Here is a 16,192-nt window from a genome sequence, read left to right as displayed (position 1 = left end):
ACCATGGCTTGGATCCAAATTCGTATTAATGCCAATGCTGCAACAGCTGATGCCGTAAGCGATCTATTAATGGAAGCGGGTAGCGCTTCAGTAACCTTTATTGACGCAAAAGACACCCCTATCTACGAGCCTAAAATTGGCACCGTTGTGTTCTGGGCTGATACCACAGTTATTGGCCTGTTCGAAGCTAATCATGATATGAACGCAGTCGTTGCGTTATTGAAGCGCCATGATGAGCTAAAAGACAATTTAGTATACAAAATCGAGCAACTTGAAGATAAAGACTGGGAACGTGAATGGATGGATAACTTCCACCCTATTCAATTTGGCGAAAAACTATGGATTTGCCCAAGCTGGCGCGACATTCCTGACCCTAATGCTGTAAATGTATTGCTAGACCCTGGCCTTGCTTTTGGCACGGGTACGCATGCAACAACGGCCTTGTGCCTTAAATGGTTAGAAAGCCAAGATCTGACGGGTAAAACGGTTGTTGATTTTGGTTGTGGCTCAGGCATTTTAGGTATTGCAGCTATAAAACTAGGTGCAGAGCGTATGATTGGGATAGATATTGACCCTCAAGCGCTTGAAGCTAGCCTTGATAACGCGAACCGAAATGGTGTTGCAGACAAACTCGAAGTATACCTTCCAGAAAACCAACCTGAGTTTAGTGCAGATATAGTAGTGGCCAATATTTTAGCCCAGCCACTTCGCGAATTACATAGTGTGATTTTAGGGTTATTAAAGCCAGGTGGTAAAATTGCCATGTCAGGTATTTTAGAAGAACAAGCACAATCGGTTGCTGACATTTATGCACCGTTTATTGAACTAGATGACATTGCCGTTGAAGGTGATTGGACTCGAGTAAGTGGCACTAAAAAAGCGTAATAAATCGAACAATCAAATCTAGAGCATTAACTCAAAACATGCATGTAAAGCCTGTATTTAACAGGCTTTACTATTTTTTTACATATCAAAAAATTTTCTAGTTATCTTGTAAAAAATAAAATCTGTATGAATTTCAAACAAATCAACCTACTTGTCATGTGGTTATCAAATGTCAATACGAAAAGGGCAAAAAAAAGTTACTTTTGTTCAATTTATAGCCTTTGATTTTTGTGAAAAAAACCGTAAACTTAGCGCCCCTTGAAAAGAGGCCTATTGAATATAGTGCGTATCGGTAAATACCAACTTGAGAATAATGTAATTGTCGCGCCAATGGCAGGCATTACAGACAGACCATTCAGACAACTTTGTCGACGCTTAGGTGCGGGCTTAGCTGTGTCTGAAATGCTATCGTCAAATCCTAAGGTTTGGAAAACAGAAAAGTCGATGAACCGTATGGATCACAGCGGTGAGTCGGGTATACGCGCGGTGCAAATTGCAGGAGCAGATCCTGAGCTTATGGCGCAGGCCGCACAATTCAATGTTGCTAATGGTGCACAGATCATAGATATCAATATGGGGTGCCCAGCAAAAAAAGTGAACAAGAAACTCGCAGGCTCTGCCTTATTACAGTTTCCTGAACTTGTGGAAGAGATTATTGATGCAGTTGTTAATGCTGTTGATATACCTGTGACACTTAAAATCCGTACAGGATGGGATCCGGATAACCGTAATGGTGTAGAGATTGCGAGAATAGCTGAACGTTATGGCATTGCATCACTTGCTGTACATGGGCGTACGCGCGCATGTATGTACAAAGGTGAGGCTGAGTACGCCACGATTAGGGATATAAAACGTTCAGTGTCGATTCCTGTAGTTGCCAATGGTGATATTACATCACCAGAAAAAGCAAAACAGGTTTTAGACTATACGGGTGCAGATGCCATTATGATTGGCCGAGCCGCCCAAGGTCGCCCTTGGATATTTAGGGAGATAGACCACTATTTGCGAACTGGGGAACATTTACAGCCACCTGCTATTGCAGAGGTGCGCAGTATATTAATGGAGCATTTAACAAACCTCCATATGTTTTACGGTGAGCCAATGGGAGCGCGAATTGCTCGCAAACATGTATCTTGGTATTTGCAAACCCATGACAGTGATGGTCAGTTTAGGCGAGTATTTAATGCGCTCGACAACCCACAGGCACAGGTCGTCGCATTAGAGCAATACTTTAAAACACTAGCAGCTAACTAAGAAAGAAAGAGACTTAATAATGTTCGAACAAAACGTGACTTCTCCATTTATCACTAACCCTCATGTTCAGTCACACGAGAAACCGCAGCCATTGCGTGATGCAGTAAAAAAAGCTGTTCACCACTATTTAAAGCAGCTTAACGGTCAAGATGTGCAAGACGTTTACGACCTTGTTCTTTCAGAGCTAGAAGCGCCATTACTTGAAGAAGTAATGACATATACACGTGGTAACCAAACTCGTGCAGCAATTTTACTAGGTATCAACCGTGGTACTTTACGTAAAAAGCTTAAAAAATACGGCATGAACTAATACCAATTATATTGAAAGCGTAAGTATTCTAACGAGCTAAACAAGCCCATAACGTCGTTAAAAGTTTTTTATGTAGAATAACTACACTGCAAAATTTTTGCCTTGTTATAGACTTGTTTTTCTATCGTTATTACTACTTACTAATCCAATACAACTGGTATTTTGCAAAAAAAGCACCTTAGGGTGCTTTTTTTATGCCTACAGTTTATTAACTAAATTGCAAAATGCTCACGCTTATTGAGCCTTTATAAGTCGTTTTTTGAGTAGTAATCAGTTAAAATGCCCGCTTCTAAGCTAGCTCATTAACTGAGGAAATCAAACTACAATGGATACTCATCGTCCCATTCGTCGCGCACTATTAAGTGTGTCTGATAAAACCGGTATTGTTGAATTTGCCCGCGCACTTGAAGCGCAAGGCGTTGATATTTTATCAACTGGCGGCACATGTAAACTACTTGCTGATAACGCCATAAAAGTGACTGAAGTATCAGATCACACAGGCCACCCTGAAATCATGGATGGTCGCGTAAAAACCCTTCACCCAAAAATTCACGGCGGCATATTAGCCCGTCGCGGACAAGATGAAAGCGTAATGGCAGATAACAACATTTCTGCTATCGACATAGTTGTAGTTAACTTATACCCCTTTGCGAATACAGTCGCTCAAGAAAACTGCAGCCTTGAAGATGCCATTGAAAATATTGATATTGGCGGCCCTACAATGGTTCGTGCAGCCGCTAAAAACCACAAAGATGTAACAATCGTGGTAAACGCGAGCGACTACGACCGTGTTATTAGCGAAATGCAAAACAACAATGGTTCAACAACGTACAAAACACGTTTTGATTTAGCGATTGCCGCCTACGAGCACACTGCACAATACGATGGCATGATTGCTAACTACTTCGGTAAAATGGTGCCTGATTACACCGAGGAAGCTGCTGTAGAGACTAAATTCCCACGTACTATCAATATGCAGTTCACTAAAAAGCAAGATATGCGTTACGGTGAAAACTCACATCAAGATGCTGCTTTTTATGTTGAAAATGACATTGCTGAAGCATCAGTTGCAACAGCAACTCAATTGCAAGGTAAGGCCCTTTCGTTTAACAACATTGCAGATACCGATGCAGCACTTGAATGTGTTAAAGAATTTGACGTACCTGCGTGCGTAATTGTAAAACATGCTAATCCGTGTGGTGTTTCAATTGGCGACAATATTCTACAAGCATACGAGCGCGCTTTTAAAACAGACCCTACATCAGCATTTGGTGGCATTATTGCCTTTAACCGAGAGCTAGATGCAGCAACTGCACAAGCAATTGTTGACCGTCAGTTTGTTGAAGTAATTATTGCACCTAGTATTTCGAGCGACGCTGCAAAAATTGTTGAAGCTAAAAAGAACGTGCGCCTATTAGAATGTGGACAGTGGACAGGTAAAGCAGCTGGCCAAGATATTAAACGCGTTAACGGCGGTATTTTAGTTCAAGACCGCGACTTAGGCATGGTAACGCAAGGCGACTTAAAAGTTGTTTCTAAGCGCCAGCCTTCTGAGCAAGAACTTAAAGATTTACTGTTTTGCTGGAAAGTAGCTAAATTTGTTAAATCAAACGCAATTGTTTATGCCCGTGACGGTATGACCATTGGTGTAGGCGCAGGCCAAATGAGCCGCGTATACTCAGCTAAAATTGCAGGTATAAAAGCCGCCGACGAAAACCTTGAAGTTAAAGGTTCAGTTATGGCGTCTGACGCATTCTTCCCATTCCGTGATGGCATTGACGCAGCCGCAGCCGCTGGCATTACTGCGGTAATTCAGCCTGGTGGCTCAATGCGTGATGAAGAAGTGATTGCAGCTGCTGATGAAGCTGGCATGGCAATGGTACTAACTGGTATGCGCCATTTCCGCCACTAATCACACAAAGGGTTAAACGTTGGTTTAACCCTTTTTGTTTGCTATAAATTCACGTATTCTGATTATTCAATAACCTATTTAAAATTATAATGTGAAGGAACAAACAATGAAATTTGCGCTAAAATCGCTACTTGTAGCCACACTAACAATGACATCGACTATGGCGCTTAGCCATAACCACGAATCAAGCCTTGAACATGCACTTCAATCAAGCGAACGCAGTGCTAAAAACAGCGCTCGTGATGAATATCGTCACCCAGCTCAAACACTTGCATTTTTTGGCTTTAAACCAACCATGACAGTTGTTGAAATTGCACCCGGTGGTGGTTGGTATAGTGAAATTTTAGCGCCAGCATTAAAAGAGCAAGGCACTTATTATGCCGCGCACTTTCCTGCTGATTCATCAGTTGGCTACTACCAACGCTCTCTTGCAGGCTTTAAACAAAAAGTAGCTGAAGATGAGCGCTTTAGTAGCGTTAAAATTACTGAGTTTGCACCTGTAACACATTTAGATATTGCACCAGCTGGCAGTGCCGATATGGTTTTAACATTTCGTAATGTACATAACTGGTATATGGGCAAAGATAAAAGCGGTGCATTAAGTGCATTCCAAGCTTTTTATAAAGCCCTTAAACCAGGTGGTACATTAGGTTTAGTTGAACACCGTTTAGCTGAAGAGCGTGCTGATGAAGATCAAAAAACATCAGGTTATATGAAGCAGAGCTACGTAGTAGACCTTGCTGAACAAGCTGGGTTTGAATTAGTAGCAAGCAGTGAAATAAATGCAAATCCAAAAGATACAGCCGATCACCCTAAAGGTGTATGGACGCTGCCACCAAGCTTAAGACTCGGCGAACAAGATGCTGACAAATATAAAGCCATTGGTGAAAGCGACCGCATGACGCTGAAATTTAAGAAACCGCTTTAAATAGGAATTTTCGCCATGAATGTTTTAGTCATTGGCAGCGGCGGCCGCGAACACGCACTTGCGTTTAAAGCCGCTCAAAACACCAAAGTAAATACTGTATTTGTAGCCCCTGGTAATGCAGGTACTGCACTTGAACCAAAACTTGAAAACGTAGCAATAAACGTTGACGACTTAGATGGTTTACTTAGTTTTGCACAGCAAAATAAGGTAGAGCTTACTATTGTAGGTCCAGAAATACCGTTAGTACTGGGTGTTGTTGATAAGTTTCGTGAGCATAACATGGCTATTTTTGGACCAACGGCGGGCGCAGCTCAGCTTGAAGGTTCGAAATCGTTTACTAAAGACTTTTTAGCACGTCATAAAATCCCAACTGGCGACTACCAAACGTTTGAACAGATTGAGCCTGCCCTTGCTTATTTAAAAGAGAAAGGCGCGCCAATTGTTGTAAAAGCAGATGGTTTGGCTGCGGGTAAAGGCGTAATTGTAGCCATGACGGAGGCCGATGCCGAAGAAGCGATTCGCGATATGCTTGCGGGTAATGCTTTTGGCGATGCGGGAAGTCGTGTTGTTATTGAAGAGTTTTTAGACGGTGAAGAAGCGTCTTTCATTGTAATGGTTGATGGTAAAAACGTATTACCATTTGCAACAAGCCAAGATCATAAACGCGCTTACAATGGCGATGCGGGTCCTAACACGGGTGGCATGGGTGCATACTCACCTGCGCCAGTTGTTACTGATGAAATCCACCAGCGTATTATGAACGAGGTGATCTACCCTACGGTAGAAGGCATGGCAAGCGAAGGCCATCCGTACACCGGCTTTTTATATGCAGGTTTAATGATTGACGAAACAGGCACCCCTAAAGTAATTGAGTACAATTGTCGCTTTGGCGATCCTGAAACTCAACCAATGATGCTACGTTTGCAATCAGATTTGGTTGAATTGATTGAAGCTGCTAATCGTGTAGAACTTGATAAAACAACAATTGAGTTTGACCCACGCGCAGCCGTTGGTGTTGTACTTGCCGCTAAAGGCTACCCTGGTGATTACCCTAAAGGTGACGCTATTTCGGGGCTAAAAGTGGATTACCCTGCAGGTGAAAAAGTGTTCCATGCGGGTACTAAACAAAGTGGCAATGAGGTTGTAACCGCAGGCGGTCGCGTATTATGCGCAACAGCACTTGGTAACACTGTTACGCAAGCGCAGCAACGCGCCTATGAGCTTGTTAAACAAATTAGCTGGGATGGTATGGAATATCGTACAGATATAGCTTACCGTGCTATTGCACGCGAGCAATAGCCTATAATACCTATTCATTGGTATAACCAATTAATTTAACTAAAAAAGCGCAGTTTCCCTGCGCTTTTTTAGTGCTACACTAATTAAAAGGTTTTTTAAAAGTAAATTAACGTTGGAACTAAGAACTTTACGTTACCATGCAATTGCTGTTGCCATACTGATTTTTATATTTTTTATAATCAGTACATTGGCATCAAACTTAGTCGTGCCTACACGATATACAATTGATAAAACGGCTCCAATGTACCTCGATTACGCCTACTATATTGACGAAACCAAAACTAAAACATTCGATACCATCATTAACCAACCTGAATTACTTACTCATCAACCATTTTCAGATGTTCCATGGAGCTTTAGCCAACAAAATTATTGGTTGTTTCTTGATTTAGAAAATAAAAGCCTTAACAAGCAAAATGTTGTAGCACATTTTGACAACCCTATGGTCGATCACCTTACGGTTTATCGCCTCGATAAAAATAACAAACTAGTTGAAACATACAAACTCGGCGATAAAGAAGAAGCCCTCTCTTTGTTTGAATACAGCGTACCGCATATTCGCTTTTTAGTAGAAAGAAAATCATCACAACGCCTAGTAATAAAAATAGACACAATAGGCATAAGTAAAACACCTGTAAACTTGTATCGTGATAAAGAGTTTATTGACTTAGTGCGCTCTCAAACTGGGATCTGGGGTATTTTTGTAGGCGTGCTATTGATGGCTGCGCTTTACAACTTGGTGCTTTATTTTGGTATAAAAGACCGTGTTTATTTAATTTATATTGGCTACATCGTCAGCGCTATTACACTAATGGGTGCAGTACTGGGCTTTGGTTTTTATTTATGGCCTAAGCAATGGCAGCTCTTTATTCACGAACAAATTGTGTTTAGTAATTATGGGGTCGCCTTTTTCACCCTTGCTTTTTGCACCATGTTTTTGCGCTATCATAAAGATAAATGTTGGCGTTACAAAATGAGTATAGCTCTACTTTGGCTTATGTTTACTCTTGCTGTATGTAGCTTGTTTATTCCTGAAAATATAGCGGCTCCTATATTTTTTGGTGTAATGGTACTGCTTTATATTACTTGTATTATTTTAATATATAACAAGTTACGCAGTGGTTTTAGGTGGGCTAAGTTTTATGTTTTATCATGGATACCGCTAATTTTTGGTGCGGCAATTCAGCCTATGGAACTCACTGGTGTTTTACCGTATACCTTTGCAACCCGCCATGCCTTTTTAGTCGCTATTTTGTGTGAAGTTATTTTAATGGCGATGGCATTAGCAGACAGGGTAAGGTATCAGCGAGAACGTGCGCTTTATCATGCCACGCATACACAACAAACACGATTACTTAATAGCTCCAAGCTAAAACAAGCATTTATGGCACTACAAAGCCAAAACCGCTCAACAACGTTGTGTTTAATAAAAATACGTCACTTTAATTCACTTAATACGATTATTACCTCTTCTCAGGGCTACACACTTATAAAGCATATAGCCAAAGAGCTTGAATTAGAACTCAGCCATGAACGTGAATTTACAAACCTCGAAACAGATTTAAACACCAGTCCTCGCTTAGCCGATTTAAGCAGTGGTGTATTTGCCTGTATTTCTACAAAAACACAAAACCAAGAAATGCTAGAAGCACTACTGACTAAAATAATTAGTAGCCTACCAAAACAATATGAAATTAAAGGGCTAAACCTGCAGCTTAGTTACAGTATAGGTATTAGTAGTGCAGGCAAGACTAACGACTTTGAATATTGGTTAAAGCGTGGTTATTTAGCGCTTAAAAAAGCAAAAGGTAGCGTTAATCAAGTTGGGTCATCGTCAAACGGTAATAATCTGATGATGGACGTTGCTCTAGCCGCTAAGCTGCAACAAGCAATCAAAACAAATCAACTGGCGCTTTATTACCAACCTCAAATAAACTTATTAAGTAACCACGTAAGTGGTGCTGAAGCTTTATTACGTTGGCCCGACCCAACTTACAGCAACTTATCAATTGAAGAGCTAATAATACTTGCTGAACACACAGGTATTATTAACGAGCTAACACTGTGGGTAATAGAGCAAGCCTGTAAAGACATAGTTGAGCTTACAAAAAATGGCTATAACGAGCACACAATTAGCGTAAATTTAAGTGCTAAAAACTTAACCATAAATAACTTAGCCGAAAAAGTAGAAAATATTTTAATTAAATACCAAGTGCCGGCACACTTACTTAAATTTGAACTAACCGAATCGGCCTTCGTAGATAGTCAAGATGCACTTATAAAGTTAGTTGATGAGTTAACCGCGTTAGGTATTAAAGTGGTACTGGATGACTTTGGGACAGGCTACGCGTCACTTAGCTACTTAGTTAATTATCACTTTAGTGAGCTTAAAATAGATAAGTCATTTGTTTTTGATTTGCCTAATAACCCAACTCACCAAGTTATTGTACAAACAGCCATTGATATGGCGCATAACCTCAATTTATCAATAACAATTGAGGGGGTAGAAACCCAAGAAATCCATCACTTGCTCAAAGATATGAACGCTGATTCCGCCCAAGGTTATTTATACGCAAAAGCACTGCCTTACACCGACTATTTACACTTCTTAAAAAGCCAATATAGCTTAAAAATGTTAGACTCCTCTTTTTAACATCTTTAGGGGCCAAGTAAAGATGCAAGGCACACTGCGTAAACTAAAATCGAGCTTAACCGAACCAGTACAATATCACTTACCTGTAGGTGAACACTTAGTAGACTTAAATGCATTTATAGGTAAGGAGCTTACGCTTACCTTTAGTGGCACTATTTTATGTTCTAACTGCGGTAAAAAAACCAAAAAAAGCTATTCTCAAGGTCACTGTTTTGTATGTATGCGCAAGCTTGCTAGTTGCGATATGTGCATAATGAAACCAGAAACCTGCCACTACGATCAAGGCACTTGCCGAGAGCCGCAGTGGGGCGAAGAAAACTGCATGATCCCACACTATGTATATCTCGCTAATACCTCAGGTTTAAAGGTAGGTATTACCCGCCACACACAAATACCGACTCGCTGGGTTGATCAAGGCGCCACTCAGGCATTACCTATTTTTAAAGTGCAAACTCGCCTGCAATCTGGTTTAGTAGAAGTTGCATTGGCTGAATTTATTGCCGACAAAACTAATTGGCGCAATATGCTAAAAGGTCAAAACGACGCAATTGACTTAAAAGCAGCGGCAGCCGAGCTGATCCCACAAATTAGTGAAAAGCTAAACGAGCTCAGTGAATTATTTGGCGCAACAGCAATAGAGCAACTTGATGAAGATGTGGTTGATTTAAACTTTCCAGTAACCGAATACCCAACAAAAATCAGCTCATTTAACTTTGATAAAGACCCTGTTGTAAGTGGTGTTTTACAAGGTATTAAAGGTCAGTACTTAATCTTTGAAAAAGGCGTTATTAATATACGTAAATTTACGTCTTATGAAGTAACCGTAGGCTAACGGGCCATGTTAAACAGCTACCCACAATTATTGGTTATTTATAATGAGCTTGAGATAGCCCATAACCAACAAGAGCAACAAGAATGCTTGCACAGCGTTACGCAAAGTGAGCTAAGCGATGTGCGAGTACTTAACAAGCAAGGTGACTACCTTAATTTACAAGGCACTGTTTGCCCTAAATTGAATGGCGAGCAACTAGCACAGCTTGTTACAGCTTACTTATTAAATGAAGGGCAATGCTGCCTTGGTAAAATCAAAACCCTAAGTACTGCGCAGGCGTTTGATTTACTAGGACTATAAACACTCTCTTTATTTAAACCTCAGTAAGCACTTTTATATGCGCTACAGCACTGCGACCTAAAGCTGATAGCGCATAGCCACCTTCTAAATACGAAATAACCCCTTTACAACCGCCCTCTTTAGCAACACCACATAGTTGCTCGGTAAGCCAAATATAGTCATCCTCTACAAACTTTAAGCTTGCCATATCATCTTCTAGGTGAGCATCGAACCCTGCGCTTATAAAAAGTAATTCAGGTTTAAACGCTTTTAATTTTGGTAACCATTGCCCAGTAAACACCTCTTTTAAATCGTCGCCATTACTGGCAATTGGCAGAGGTGAATTAACTATATGGCTATTATTTTTAACCGCTGTATTTGGATAAAACGGATACTGAAATAACGAACAAAGCAGTACATTTTCGTCATCAATAAAAATATCTTGCGTGCCATTACCGTGGTGTACATCAAAATCCGCAATAGCAATGCGCTTAACCCCTTTGCTTTGTGCGTACTTAACAGCAATAGCTAAGTTATTAAACACACAAAACCCAGATGATGAGTTTTTATTAGCGTGATGCCCTGGCGGGCGTACTGAGCAAAAAGCAGCATCGAGTTTATCGGCAAGTATTTCATCAACCGCTAACAATCCTGCACCTACTGCCCGCTCAATCGCTTTAAACGAATCGGGGCACAGCCACGTATCGCCATCTAAATTAGCGAGCCCTTCTGTTGGTAGCGTATTTTCTACGTGTTTAAGTAAAGCTTCATCGTGAGCAAGTAAATAATGCTCACGCTCGGCCTTGGGTGCTTGTAGGTGTGTTAAGCCAACATCTACGCCGCTGGCAAGTAATCTATCGGTTATGGCATCTAGACGCTCTGGGCACTCGGGGTGGTCGCCTATCATTTTATGCTTACGGCAATGAGGATGAGAAATAACAGCGGTACGCATAAAAAGTCCCTTACAAGGTGTAAAAACTTAATATAGCAAAGCCACCGATGGGTGGCTTTGCGACTTTGGTTTATATCAATACTTTAAATATCAATATTAGCTATTTTGCTTTTAAATGTAGGTTTCTAAAGTCAAAGCTAAAGTCGGTCACTTGTGTTGATACCGCGCGCATTTTGGCACTGTTTACACGGTTTTGTGAGCTCATTTCAAAACGAATAAACGCATCTGCTTCTAGTAATTTTTCATCCCACTTAACAATAAATGTATTGCCAGTGTAATGCTCAAGAGTGCCTTTCAAGCGTTTAGTGTGGGTAAAATCAATGCGTAATTTACCATCTAACTGCTCAATAATTACATCGCCGTACCAGTCATCGTGCAATGTTCCGGTGTAATTAATATTTGGTAATTGTGGTTGGTAGTCAGCGGGGGCTTCTGGTTTTGCATTAGCATACGCTTGTTGCTTGCCTTCAAAATGACTTTTAGCTAAATCTTCTACCCAGTCTTTATCTTCAAGTTCAAGTGCATCTTCAAGCACTTCATGGGTTACTGCCGAAAGTGCACCAAAAGCTTGTTGATTAGATAAAATAACAATACCGAGGTTTTTCTCAGGCAATAAAGTAACTTGCGATACCATTCCCAAAATACCACCGCCGTGACCTAGCTTTTTAAAGCCGTGGTAGTCTTCAATACTCCAGCCTAACCCATAACCCCTAAACTGCTGATGATACGATTCAAACGCACTTTTAGACGCCATAGATGTAATATGTGGGTGCCACATTTGCGCTTGTTGCTTTTCACTAAATAGCTGCTCGCCACTTGGCATTTTACCGCCTGCTAATTGCGTACGTAGCCATTGACTCATATCGCTTACACTTGAAGCAATGGCGCCTGCGCCTCTAAAGTCCTCAAGGTAGTTCACAAAAAATGGATGAAGCGTGCCATCCATAGGGATATGACCTGTCGCCCAGTTTTTATTACTTTTAGGAATACGTGAAAAGCCCGCGCGTGAGTTATCCATGTGCAGCGGCTGTAATATATTTTTTTCGATGTAATCGTTCCAGCTCATACCCGACACACGTGCAACCACTTCACCAGCGGTAACAAACATCAAGTTGTTATAAGCGTACTTACTACGAAAGCTGCTCGCTGGTTTTAAATACTGTAATCCCGCTAAAATTTCATCAACTGATTTATCGGTACTTGGCCAAATCATTAAATCTCCTTGCCCAAGCCCAAGCCCACTGCGATGACTTAATAAGTCACGAATACGCATTTCGCGTGTTACGTACGAATCGTACAATCTAAACTCGGGTAAATGATCAATTACGCGGTCATCCCAGCTTAATTTACCTTCATCAACCAACTTTGCCAGTGCCGCAGTAGTGAATGCTTTTGTGTTTGAAGCAATACCAAATAAAGTGTCTTTGTTTACTTTTTTGTTGGTATCGAGATTAGTTACACCAAAGCCTTTAGCAAATATTACTTTATCGTTTTCAACAATGGCAACTGCCATACCGGGTACGTCAAAACGTGCCATTGACGCTTTAATTACGTCGTCAACTTTGTTGGTATCAACTTGTGCCCAGCTGCTAAACGTAGAGCCTGCTAATAGTGCAATTGCGGCAAGTTTGGTTAATTTCATATCAATCCTATTTTATTATTTTTGATGAACTGCAAATTCAATTGCTGCGCGCTCTTGATTGGTGTCGCTTTTTTGTGCGCGATTTAATATGGCATCACTGTATTCTTTTGGTACGCCCGCTTCAAGTGAACCGCGATGAACGTGTTTTATGTACCAATCATATGGGAGTACATTGCTGTCATGGGTATTAGCTATATAACAATGTGCGGCTACAGTCTCACCCGTTAAAAGCGTTGGGGCTATATCTACACAATCGTAACCTACGCCCTCAATACCATCTAAAATAGCTTTTTCATCTTCATTAAGCTCATAAATAACGCCGTAAACCAATGCATCTTCTTTATCGCTTGGACAAATACTGCATTTACCTGAGCCATCTTTAAATAGCATATCAAAAGTAAGCTCGTAGCCTTTAAGTACCGCAGTTCCTACACGCTTTACATTGGGCAAGCGCGCTAACAAACGATTAGATGACATATTAGAACCAAACGAAAAATTATATAGCGGCATTTTTATCTCCTGCGCTTTTTGAATTAGTTAAATAACAACACGTACTGCAAGTGCAATTAAAATAATGCCAATTCCACGGTCAAACCAATAACCGCGTTGTTGGAAAAAGCCCCTTACATTATCTCGAGAAAGCATCATTGAAAGCATTGAAAACCACGCCCAAGTAGCCAATGCCATGTATACGCCGTAGCCGACTTGTATGCTAGTAGGTGTTGTTGGGCTAATCACGAGTGTAAATAACGACATAAAAAATAACGTGGCTTTTGGGTTTAATGCATTGGTGAAAAAGCCGCGCCTAAAAGCCACCCAAACGGGTTCCTCTTGAACGGTTTTGTTTTCAACATCTTTTACAGCCTCGCCTTCATTACTTGCAGGCGGTTTTGCAGCTCTAAGAGCTTGTACGCCTAAGTAAGCTAAATATGCACCAGCAAGGTACTTGAGCGCCATAAATAAGCTAGGTGACTGCGTTAAAATAAGCGCAACACCTAAAACACAATAGGCAACGTGTAATAAAATAGCAGCGCTAACACCGGCACTTGTCCAGAGTGCATTGCCCCTTCCTTGTTGCACACTTTGCTTGAGTACTACGGCAAAGTCAGGCCCTGGGCTTGCTACTGCAAAAAAATGAGCAATAACAATCAGTAAAAATTCATCTAAGTATTCCACGCAGATCCTTGCTAGTTTGGCGAATAAGCTAATAACAGCGGGTTGGCCGAGTTATTTACCAATGCTTTAATTTCTTTTTGTGCTTTTTTAAACTGGCCACGTAAATGCGGCTTTAAATGCTTTTTAGACACTTTATCGTTTTTAAAGTAACTAATTAGGGCATGCATAAATACCGTATGCGTTTCACTTAACTTAGCTTCACGGTTAGCGTATGGGTTATAGCAAGAGCCACACCCGCCTTTAAACTGATACACCGTATTACTCATCATCACACCAAACCCTAAAAAACAAGCAAGTGCATCAGCAGCTTGTGGTAAATACTCCCTACCACCTGGCGGTAGCACCCCAACGTGATGAATAAGTATGGTGGCCAGAGTACCTGCATAACTAGCCACTAAATCTTGTGGCTGATTAATCTGGTTAGGATTAAAAGAAATATTAATCGTATGGCTTGGAGGCACAATTAGATGGCTGCCTTCGCCACGTATTTCATTGCTAAATTCAAAGTGTGGAAAAACTTGCGGTTGTAATTGCTGCGGTGCAACTAGTTGGATAGGCCATGCGTTCATACCCGCGTAATTAGTAACGCGGTTAAAAACATTACTCGCCATTTCTTCAATGCTCGATACCGAATCAGGGAAAAAAGTGGCCGTTGGCAGTATTATTTGAGTGTGCTTTGTAAAAAACTCAGCATCAAAGTTTTCTACAGCCCAAATAAATGTATCAATAAGCCATTGCTGTTCTTGCTGCTCTAATAATGGCTTTGATTTAAATAAAGCTAACATAGTGTGCTCTTTTAGGTTTTAGTTTAGGTGCTTACGTAGGTGCTAACTTAGTCTTTTTGTGTAAGCGCCCAGTCCCACGCTTGAGTATTGTATAGCGGCACTGTTGATAGCGCATGGTGGTGGCTTCCACTAGACTCTTTAGTTGAGTACGATAAGTACAATAAAGTACGATTTTCAGCATCGTAAATACGACGTACTTTTAGTGATTTAAATAATATACTTTTAGATGATTTAAAGATCACTTCGCCCGATTTGCTACGGTCTATTTTTTGTAGCTGCTGCGCTGTAATTGGCCCCGTTTGACGACACGCTATAGACATATCAGAGGGATCTGAAAAATCTAAATTAGCCTCTATATGACTAATATGACAAGTAACGCCCTCAACAATAGGATCTTGCTGCGAATTCACCACAACATCTTTAGTTGTAAATAACCCAAGGCTTACCGAAGCAACATCGTCAGAGCAAGCACTTAACGTAACAATTGCACCTGCAAGTAAAGCTAAACGTTTAAATTTTTGTGGTAATTTCATACTTATCCTTAATCAATATATAGGTAACTTAGTAGATAAGTTACTAAGCGAAGGTTCACCTGTTTGTTTTTATACTAACATCAAAAATAAATACGACTAAATTAGTTTAAAGTAAAGATTTTAGATAGCTCAGGGTTTAGTGACCCCTCTTGTATTTGATACAATTACCTCTCGCTCATGCAGTAACTCATAATAGGAAACGCCTAAATGCCGCACATTATTATTGAACACTCAGAAGACCTCCCCGTTTTACCTCAAGTACTGGTAGAAAAAATTCATACAACCGCTTTCGAAAGTAACTTGTTTGAATTAGAAACCATAAAAACACGTGCTATTGCTTATCAGCAATATCAACTTGGCGCAGGAAAATCAGGGTTTATACATATCGCGGTACATATTTTGGCAGGACGCTCAATTGAGCAAAAACAAATGTTAAGCGAACTGCTACTTTCATGTTTAAAAACATATTGCAGAGCATCAGACAGTCTAAGCGTAAATATTTACGATATTGAGCATGAGATATACCGTAAAAATTAGTTAACTCTTGTAGCTTTGAGCAATAAAAGTAAACACTAGTAAGTAAAAAGCCCCAATAGCTGTCTCTTGATCACAAGTCTGACTCAAGAAATTTTGCTAAATCGTAGCCTTCCAGGATGGCTTGTAACTTAAGCCATCCTTGCCATAACACTTTCACAGATGCACGCCCTGTGCGCTTGGTATCTTTCCAGCCTCCTAACTTTGCCAGTTCCTGA

At 40.7% G+C, this 16,192-nt stretch carries 16 protein-coding genes and 1 pseudogene; 10 read left to right on the top strand and 7 right to left on the bottom strand.

Annotation, left to right across the window (positions count from 1 at the left end):
* Nucleotides 1-3 precede the first annotated feature (3 nt).
* The 9 genes from prmA (at nucleotide 4) to H5159_RS12540 (ending at nucleotide 10,373) form a co-directional block, all read left to right on the top strand.
* The gene (prmA, locus tag H5159_RS12580) at nucleotides 4-885 is read left to right on the top strand and encodes a 50S ribosomal protein L11 methyltransferase (RefSeq protein ID WP_182780383.1); all 882 of its coding nucleotides are present in this window, start codon (nucleotides 4-6) and stop codon (nucleotides 883-885) included.
* A 282-nt stretch (nucleotides 886-1,167) separates the two neighbouring features.
* Complete coding sequence (gene dusB / locus H5159_RS12575; protein WP_024597553.1) at nucleotides 1,168-2,139, top strand: tRNA dihydrouridine synthase DusB; 972 nt, start codon at nucleotides 1,168-1,170, stop codon at nucleotides 2,137-2,139.
* A gap of 19 nt (nucleotides 2,140-2,158) precedes the next feature.
* Nucleotides 2,159-2,449 carry a DNA-binding transcriptional regulator Fis gene (gene fis, locus H5159_RS12570; protein ID WP_002957804.1) on the top strand — a complete coding sequence of 97 codons (291 nt, stop codon included), beginning with the start codon at nucleotides 2,159-2,161 and terminating at the stop codon, nucleotides 2,447-2,449.
* Between the two features lie 325 nt (nucleotides 2,450-2,774).
* Nucleotides 2,775-4,361: a bifunctional phosphoribosylaminoimidazolecarboxamide formyltransferase/IMP cyclohydrolase gene (gene purH / locus H5159_RS12565; RefSeq protein ID WP_024603688.1), complete on the top strand. Its 1,587-nt coding sequence runs from the start codon at nucleotides 2,775-2,777 to the stop codon at nucleotides 4,359-4,361.
* A 106-nt stretch (nucleotides 4,362-4,467) separates the two neighbouring features.
* Nucleotides 4,468-5,289 (top strand): class I SAM-dependent methyltransferase, encoded by an 822-nt coding sequence (locus H5159_RS12560; RefSeq protein ID WP_182682566.1) that lies wholly within the window; start codon nucleotides 4,468-4,470, stop codon nucleotides 5,287-5,289.
* Between the two features lie 15 nt (nucleotides 5,290-5,304).
* Nucleotides 5,305-6,588: a phosphoribosylamine--glycine ligase gene (purD, locus tag H5159_RS12555; RefSeq protein ID WP_182780382.1), complete on the top strand. Its 1,284-nt coding sequence runs from the start codon at nucleotides 5,305-5,307 to the stop codon at nucleotides 6,586-6,588.
* Nucleotides 6,589-6,700: 112 nt separating this feature from the next.
* Nucleotides 6,701-9,241 carry an EAL domain-containing protein gene (locus H5159_RS12550; protein ID WP_182682567.1) on the top strand — a complete coding sequence of 847 codons (2,541 nt, stop codon included), beginning with the start codon at nucleotides 6,701-6,703 and terminating at the stop codon, nucleotides 9,239-9,241.
* Between the two features lie 22 nt (nucleotides 9,242-9,263).
* The gene (locus H5159_RS12545; RefSeq protein ID WP_024597548.1) at nucleotides 9,264-10,073 is read left to right on the top strand and encodes a DUF2797 domain-containing protein; all 810 of its coding nucleotides are present in this window, start codon (nucleotides 9,264-9,266) and stop codon (nucleotides 10,071-10,073) included.
* Nucleotides 10,074-10,079: 6 nt separating this feature from the next.
* Nucleotides 10,080-10,373 (top strand): hypothetical protein, encoded by a 294-nt coding sequence (locus tag H5159_RS12540; RefSeq protein WP_002957811.1) that lies wholly within the window; start codon nucleotides 10,080-10,082, stop codon nucleotides 10,371-10,373.
* Between the two features lie 13 nt (nucleotides 10,374-10,386).
* Here the strand turns inward: H5159_RS12540 and H5159_RS12535 are convergent, their stop codons facing one another.
* The 6 genes from H5159_RS12535 to H5159_RS12510 all read right to left on the bottom strand — a co-directional run bounded on the left by H5159_RS12535 (nucleotide 10,387) and on the right by H5159_RS12510 (nucleotide 15,440).
* A complete protein-coding gene (locus tag H5159_RS12535; protein WP_182712045.1) occupies nucleotides 10,387-11,304 on the bottom strand; it encodes a histone deacetylase family protein in 918 nt (305 codons plus the stop codon).
* Nucleotides 11,305-11,404: 100 nt separating this feature from the next.
* Complete coding sequence (locus H5159_RS12530) at nucleotides 11,405-12,946, bottom strand: serine hydrolase (protein ID WP_182780381.1); 1,542 nt, start codon at nucleotides 12,944-12,946, stop codon at nucleotides 11,405-11,407.
* A 15-nt stretch (nucleotides 12,947-12,961) separates the two neighbouring features.
* Complete coding sequence (locus H5159_RS12525) at nucleotides 12,962-13,456, bottom strand: gamma-glutamylcyclotransferase family protein (protein WP_182780380.1); 495 nt, start codon at nucleotides 13,454-13,456, stop codon at nucleotides 12,962-12,964.
* A gap of 27 nt (nucleotides 13,457-13,483) precedes the next feature.
* Nucleotides 13,484-14,122, bottom strand: coding sequence for a LysE family transporter (locus H5159_RS12520; protein WP_182780379.1), 639 nt, complete (start codon nucleotides 14,120-14,122; stop codon nucleotides 13,484-13,486).
* Nucleotides 14,123-14,133: 11 nt separating this feature from the next.
* Nucleotides 14,134-14,907, bottom strand: coding sequence for a hypothetical protein (locus tag H5159_RS12515; RefSeq protein ID WP_002957816.1), 774 nt, complete (start codon nucleotides 14,905-14,907; stop codon nucleotides 14,134-14,136).
* A 47-nt stretch (nucleotides 14,908-14,954) separates the two neighbouring features.
* The gene (locus H5159_RS12510) at nucleotides 14,955-15,440 is read right to left on the bottom strand and encodes a CreA family protein (protein WP_002957817.1); all 486 of its coding nucleotides are present in this window, start codon (nucleotides 15,438-15,440) and stop codon (nucleotides 14,955-14,957) included.
* Between the two features lie 207 nt (nucleotides 15,441-15,647).
* On the opposite strand from H5159_RS12510, the gene H5159_RS12505 reads away from it, so the two are divergent.
* Nucleotides 15,648-15,977 carry a 5-carboxymethyl-2-hydroxymuconate Delta-isomerase gene (locus tag H5159_RS12505; protein WP_002957818.1) on the top strand — a complete coding sequence of 110 codons (330 nt, stop codon included), beginning with the start codon at nucleotides 15,648-15,650 and terminating at the stop codon, nucleotides 15,975-15,977.
* Nucleotides 15,978-16,047: 70 nt separating this feature from the next.
* On the opposite strand, the pseudogene H5159_RS12500 reads toward H5159_RS12505, so the two are convergent.
* Nucleotides 16,048-16,192 (bottom strand): annotated as a pseudogene (locus tag H5159_RS12500) (IS4 family transposase); the annotation flags it as partial.

It is taken from the genome of Pseudoalteromonas sp. SG43-1, from assembly GCF_014164415.1.
In the GTDB taxonomy this organism is placed as follows: Bacteria; Pseudomonadota; Gammaproteobacteria; order Enterobacterales; family Alteromonadaceae; genus Pseudoalteromonas; species Pseudoalteromonas distincta.
The sequence above is the reverse complement of the archived record's forward strand: the minus strand, read 5'-3'. Positions and strand labels throughout refer to the sequence as shown.

Bases quoted from the DNA above. Each gene is read 5' to 3' on its own strand.
- prmA (WP_182780383.1), top strand. From the start codon at position 4: ATGGCTTGGATCCAAATTCGTATTAATGCCAATGCTGCAACAGCTGAT.
- fis (WP_002957804.1), top strand. From the start codon at position 2,159: ATGTTCGAACAAAACGTGACTTCTCCATTTATCACTAACCCTCATGTT.
- purH (WP_024603688.1), top strand. From the start codon at position 2,775: ATGGATACTCATCGTCCCATTCGTCGCGCACTATTAAGTGTGTCTGAT.
- H5159_RS12560 (WP_182682566.1), top strand. From the start codon at position 4,468: ATGAAATTTGCGCTAAAATCGCTACTTGTAGCCACACTAACAATGACA.
- purD (WP_182780382.1), top strand. From the start codon at position 5,305: ATGAATGTTTTAGTCATTGGCAGCGGCGGCCGCGAACACGCACTTGCG.
- H5159_RS12545 (WP_024597548.1), top strand. From the start codon at position 9,264: ATGCAAGGCACACTGCGTAAACTAAAATCGAGCTTAACCGAACCAGTA.
- H5159_RS12540 (WP_002957811.1), top strand. From the start codon at position 10,080: ATGTTAAACAGCTACCCACAATTATTGGTTATTTATAATGAGCTTGAG.
- H5159_RS12535 (WP_182712045.1), bottom strand. From the start codon at position 11,304: ATGCGTACCGCTGTTATTTCTCATCCTCATTGCCGTAAGCATAAAATG.
- H5159_RS12530 (WP_182780381.1), bottom strand. From the start codon at position 12,946: ATGAAATTAACCAAACTTGCCGCAATTGCACTATTAGCAGGCTCTACG.
- H5159_RS12525 (WP_182780380.1), bottom strand. From the start codon at position 13,456: ATGCCGCTATATAATTTTTCGTTTGGTTCTAATATGTCATCTAATCGT.
- H5159_RS12515 (WP_002957816.1), bottom strand. From the start codon at position 14,907: ATGTTAGCTTTATTTAAATCAAAGCCATTATTAGAGCAGCAAGAACAG.
- H5159_RS12510 (WP_002957817.1), bottom strand. From the start codon at position 15,440: ATGAAATTACCACAAAAATTTAAACGTTTAGCTTTACTTGCAGGTGCA.
- H5159_RS12505 (WP_002957818.1), top strand. From the start codon at position 15,648: ATGCCGCACATTATTATTGAACACTCAGAAGACCTCCCCGTTTTACCT.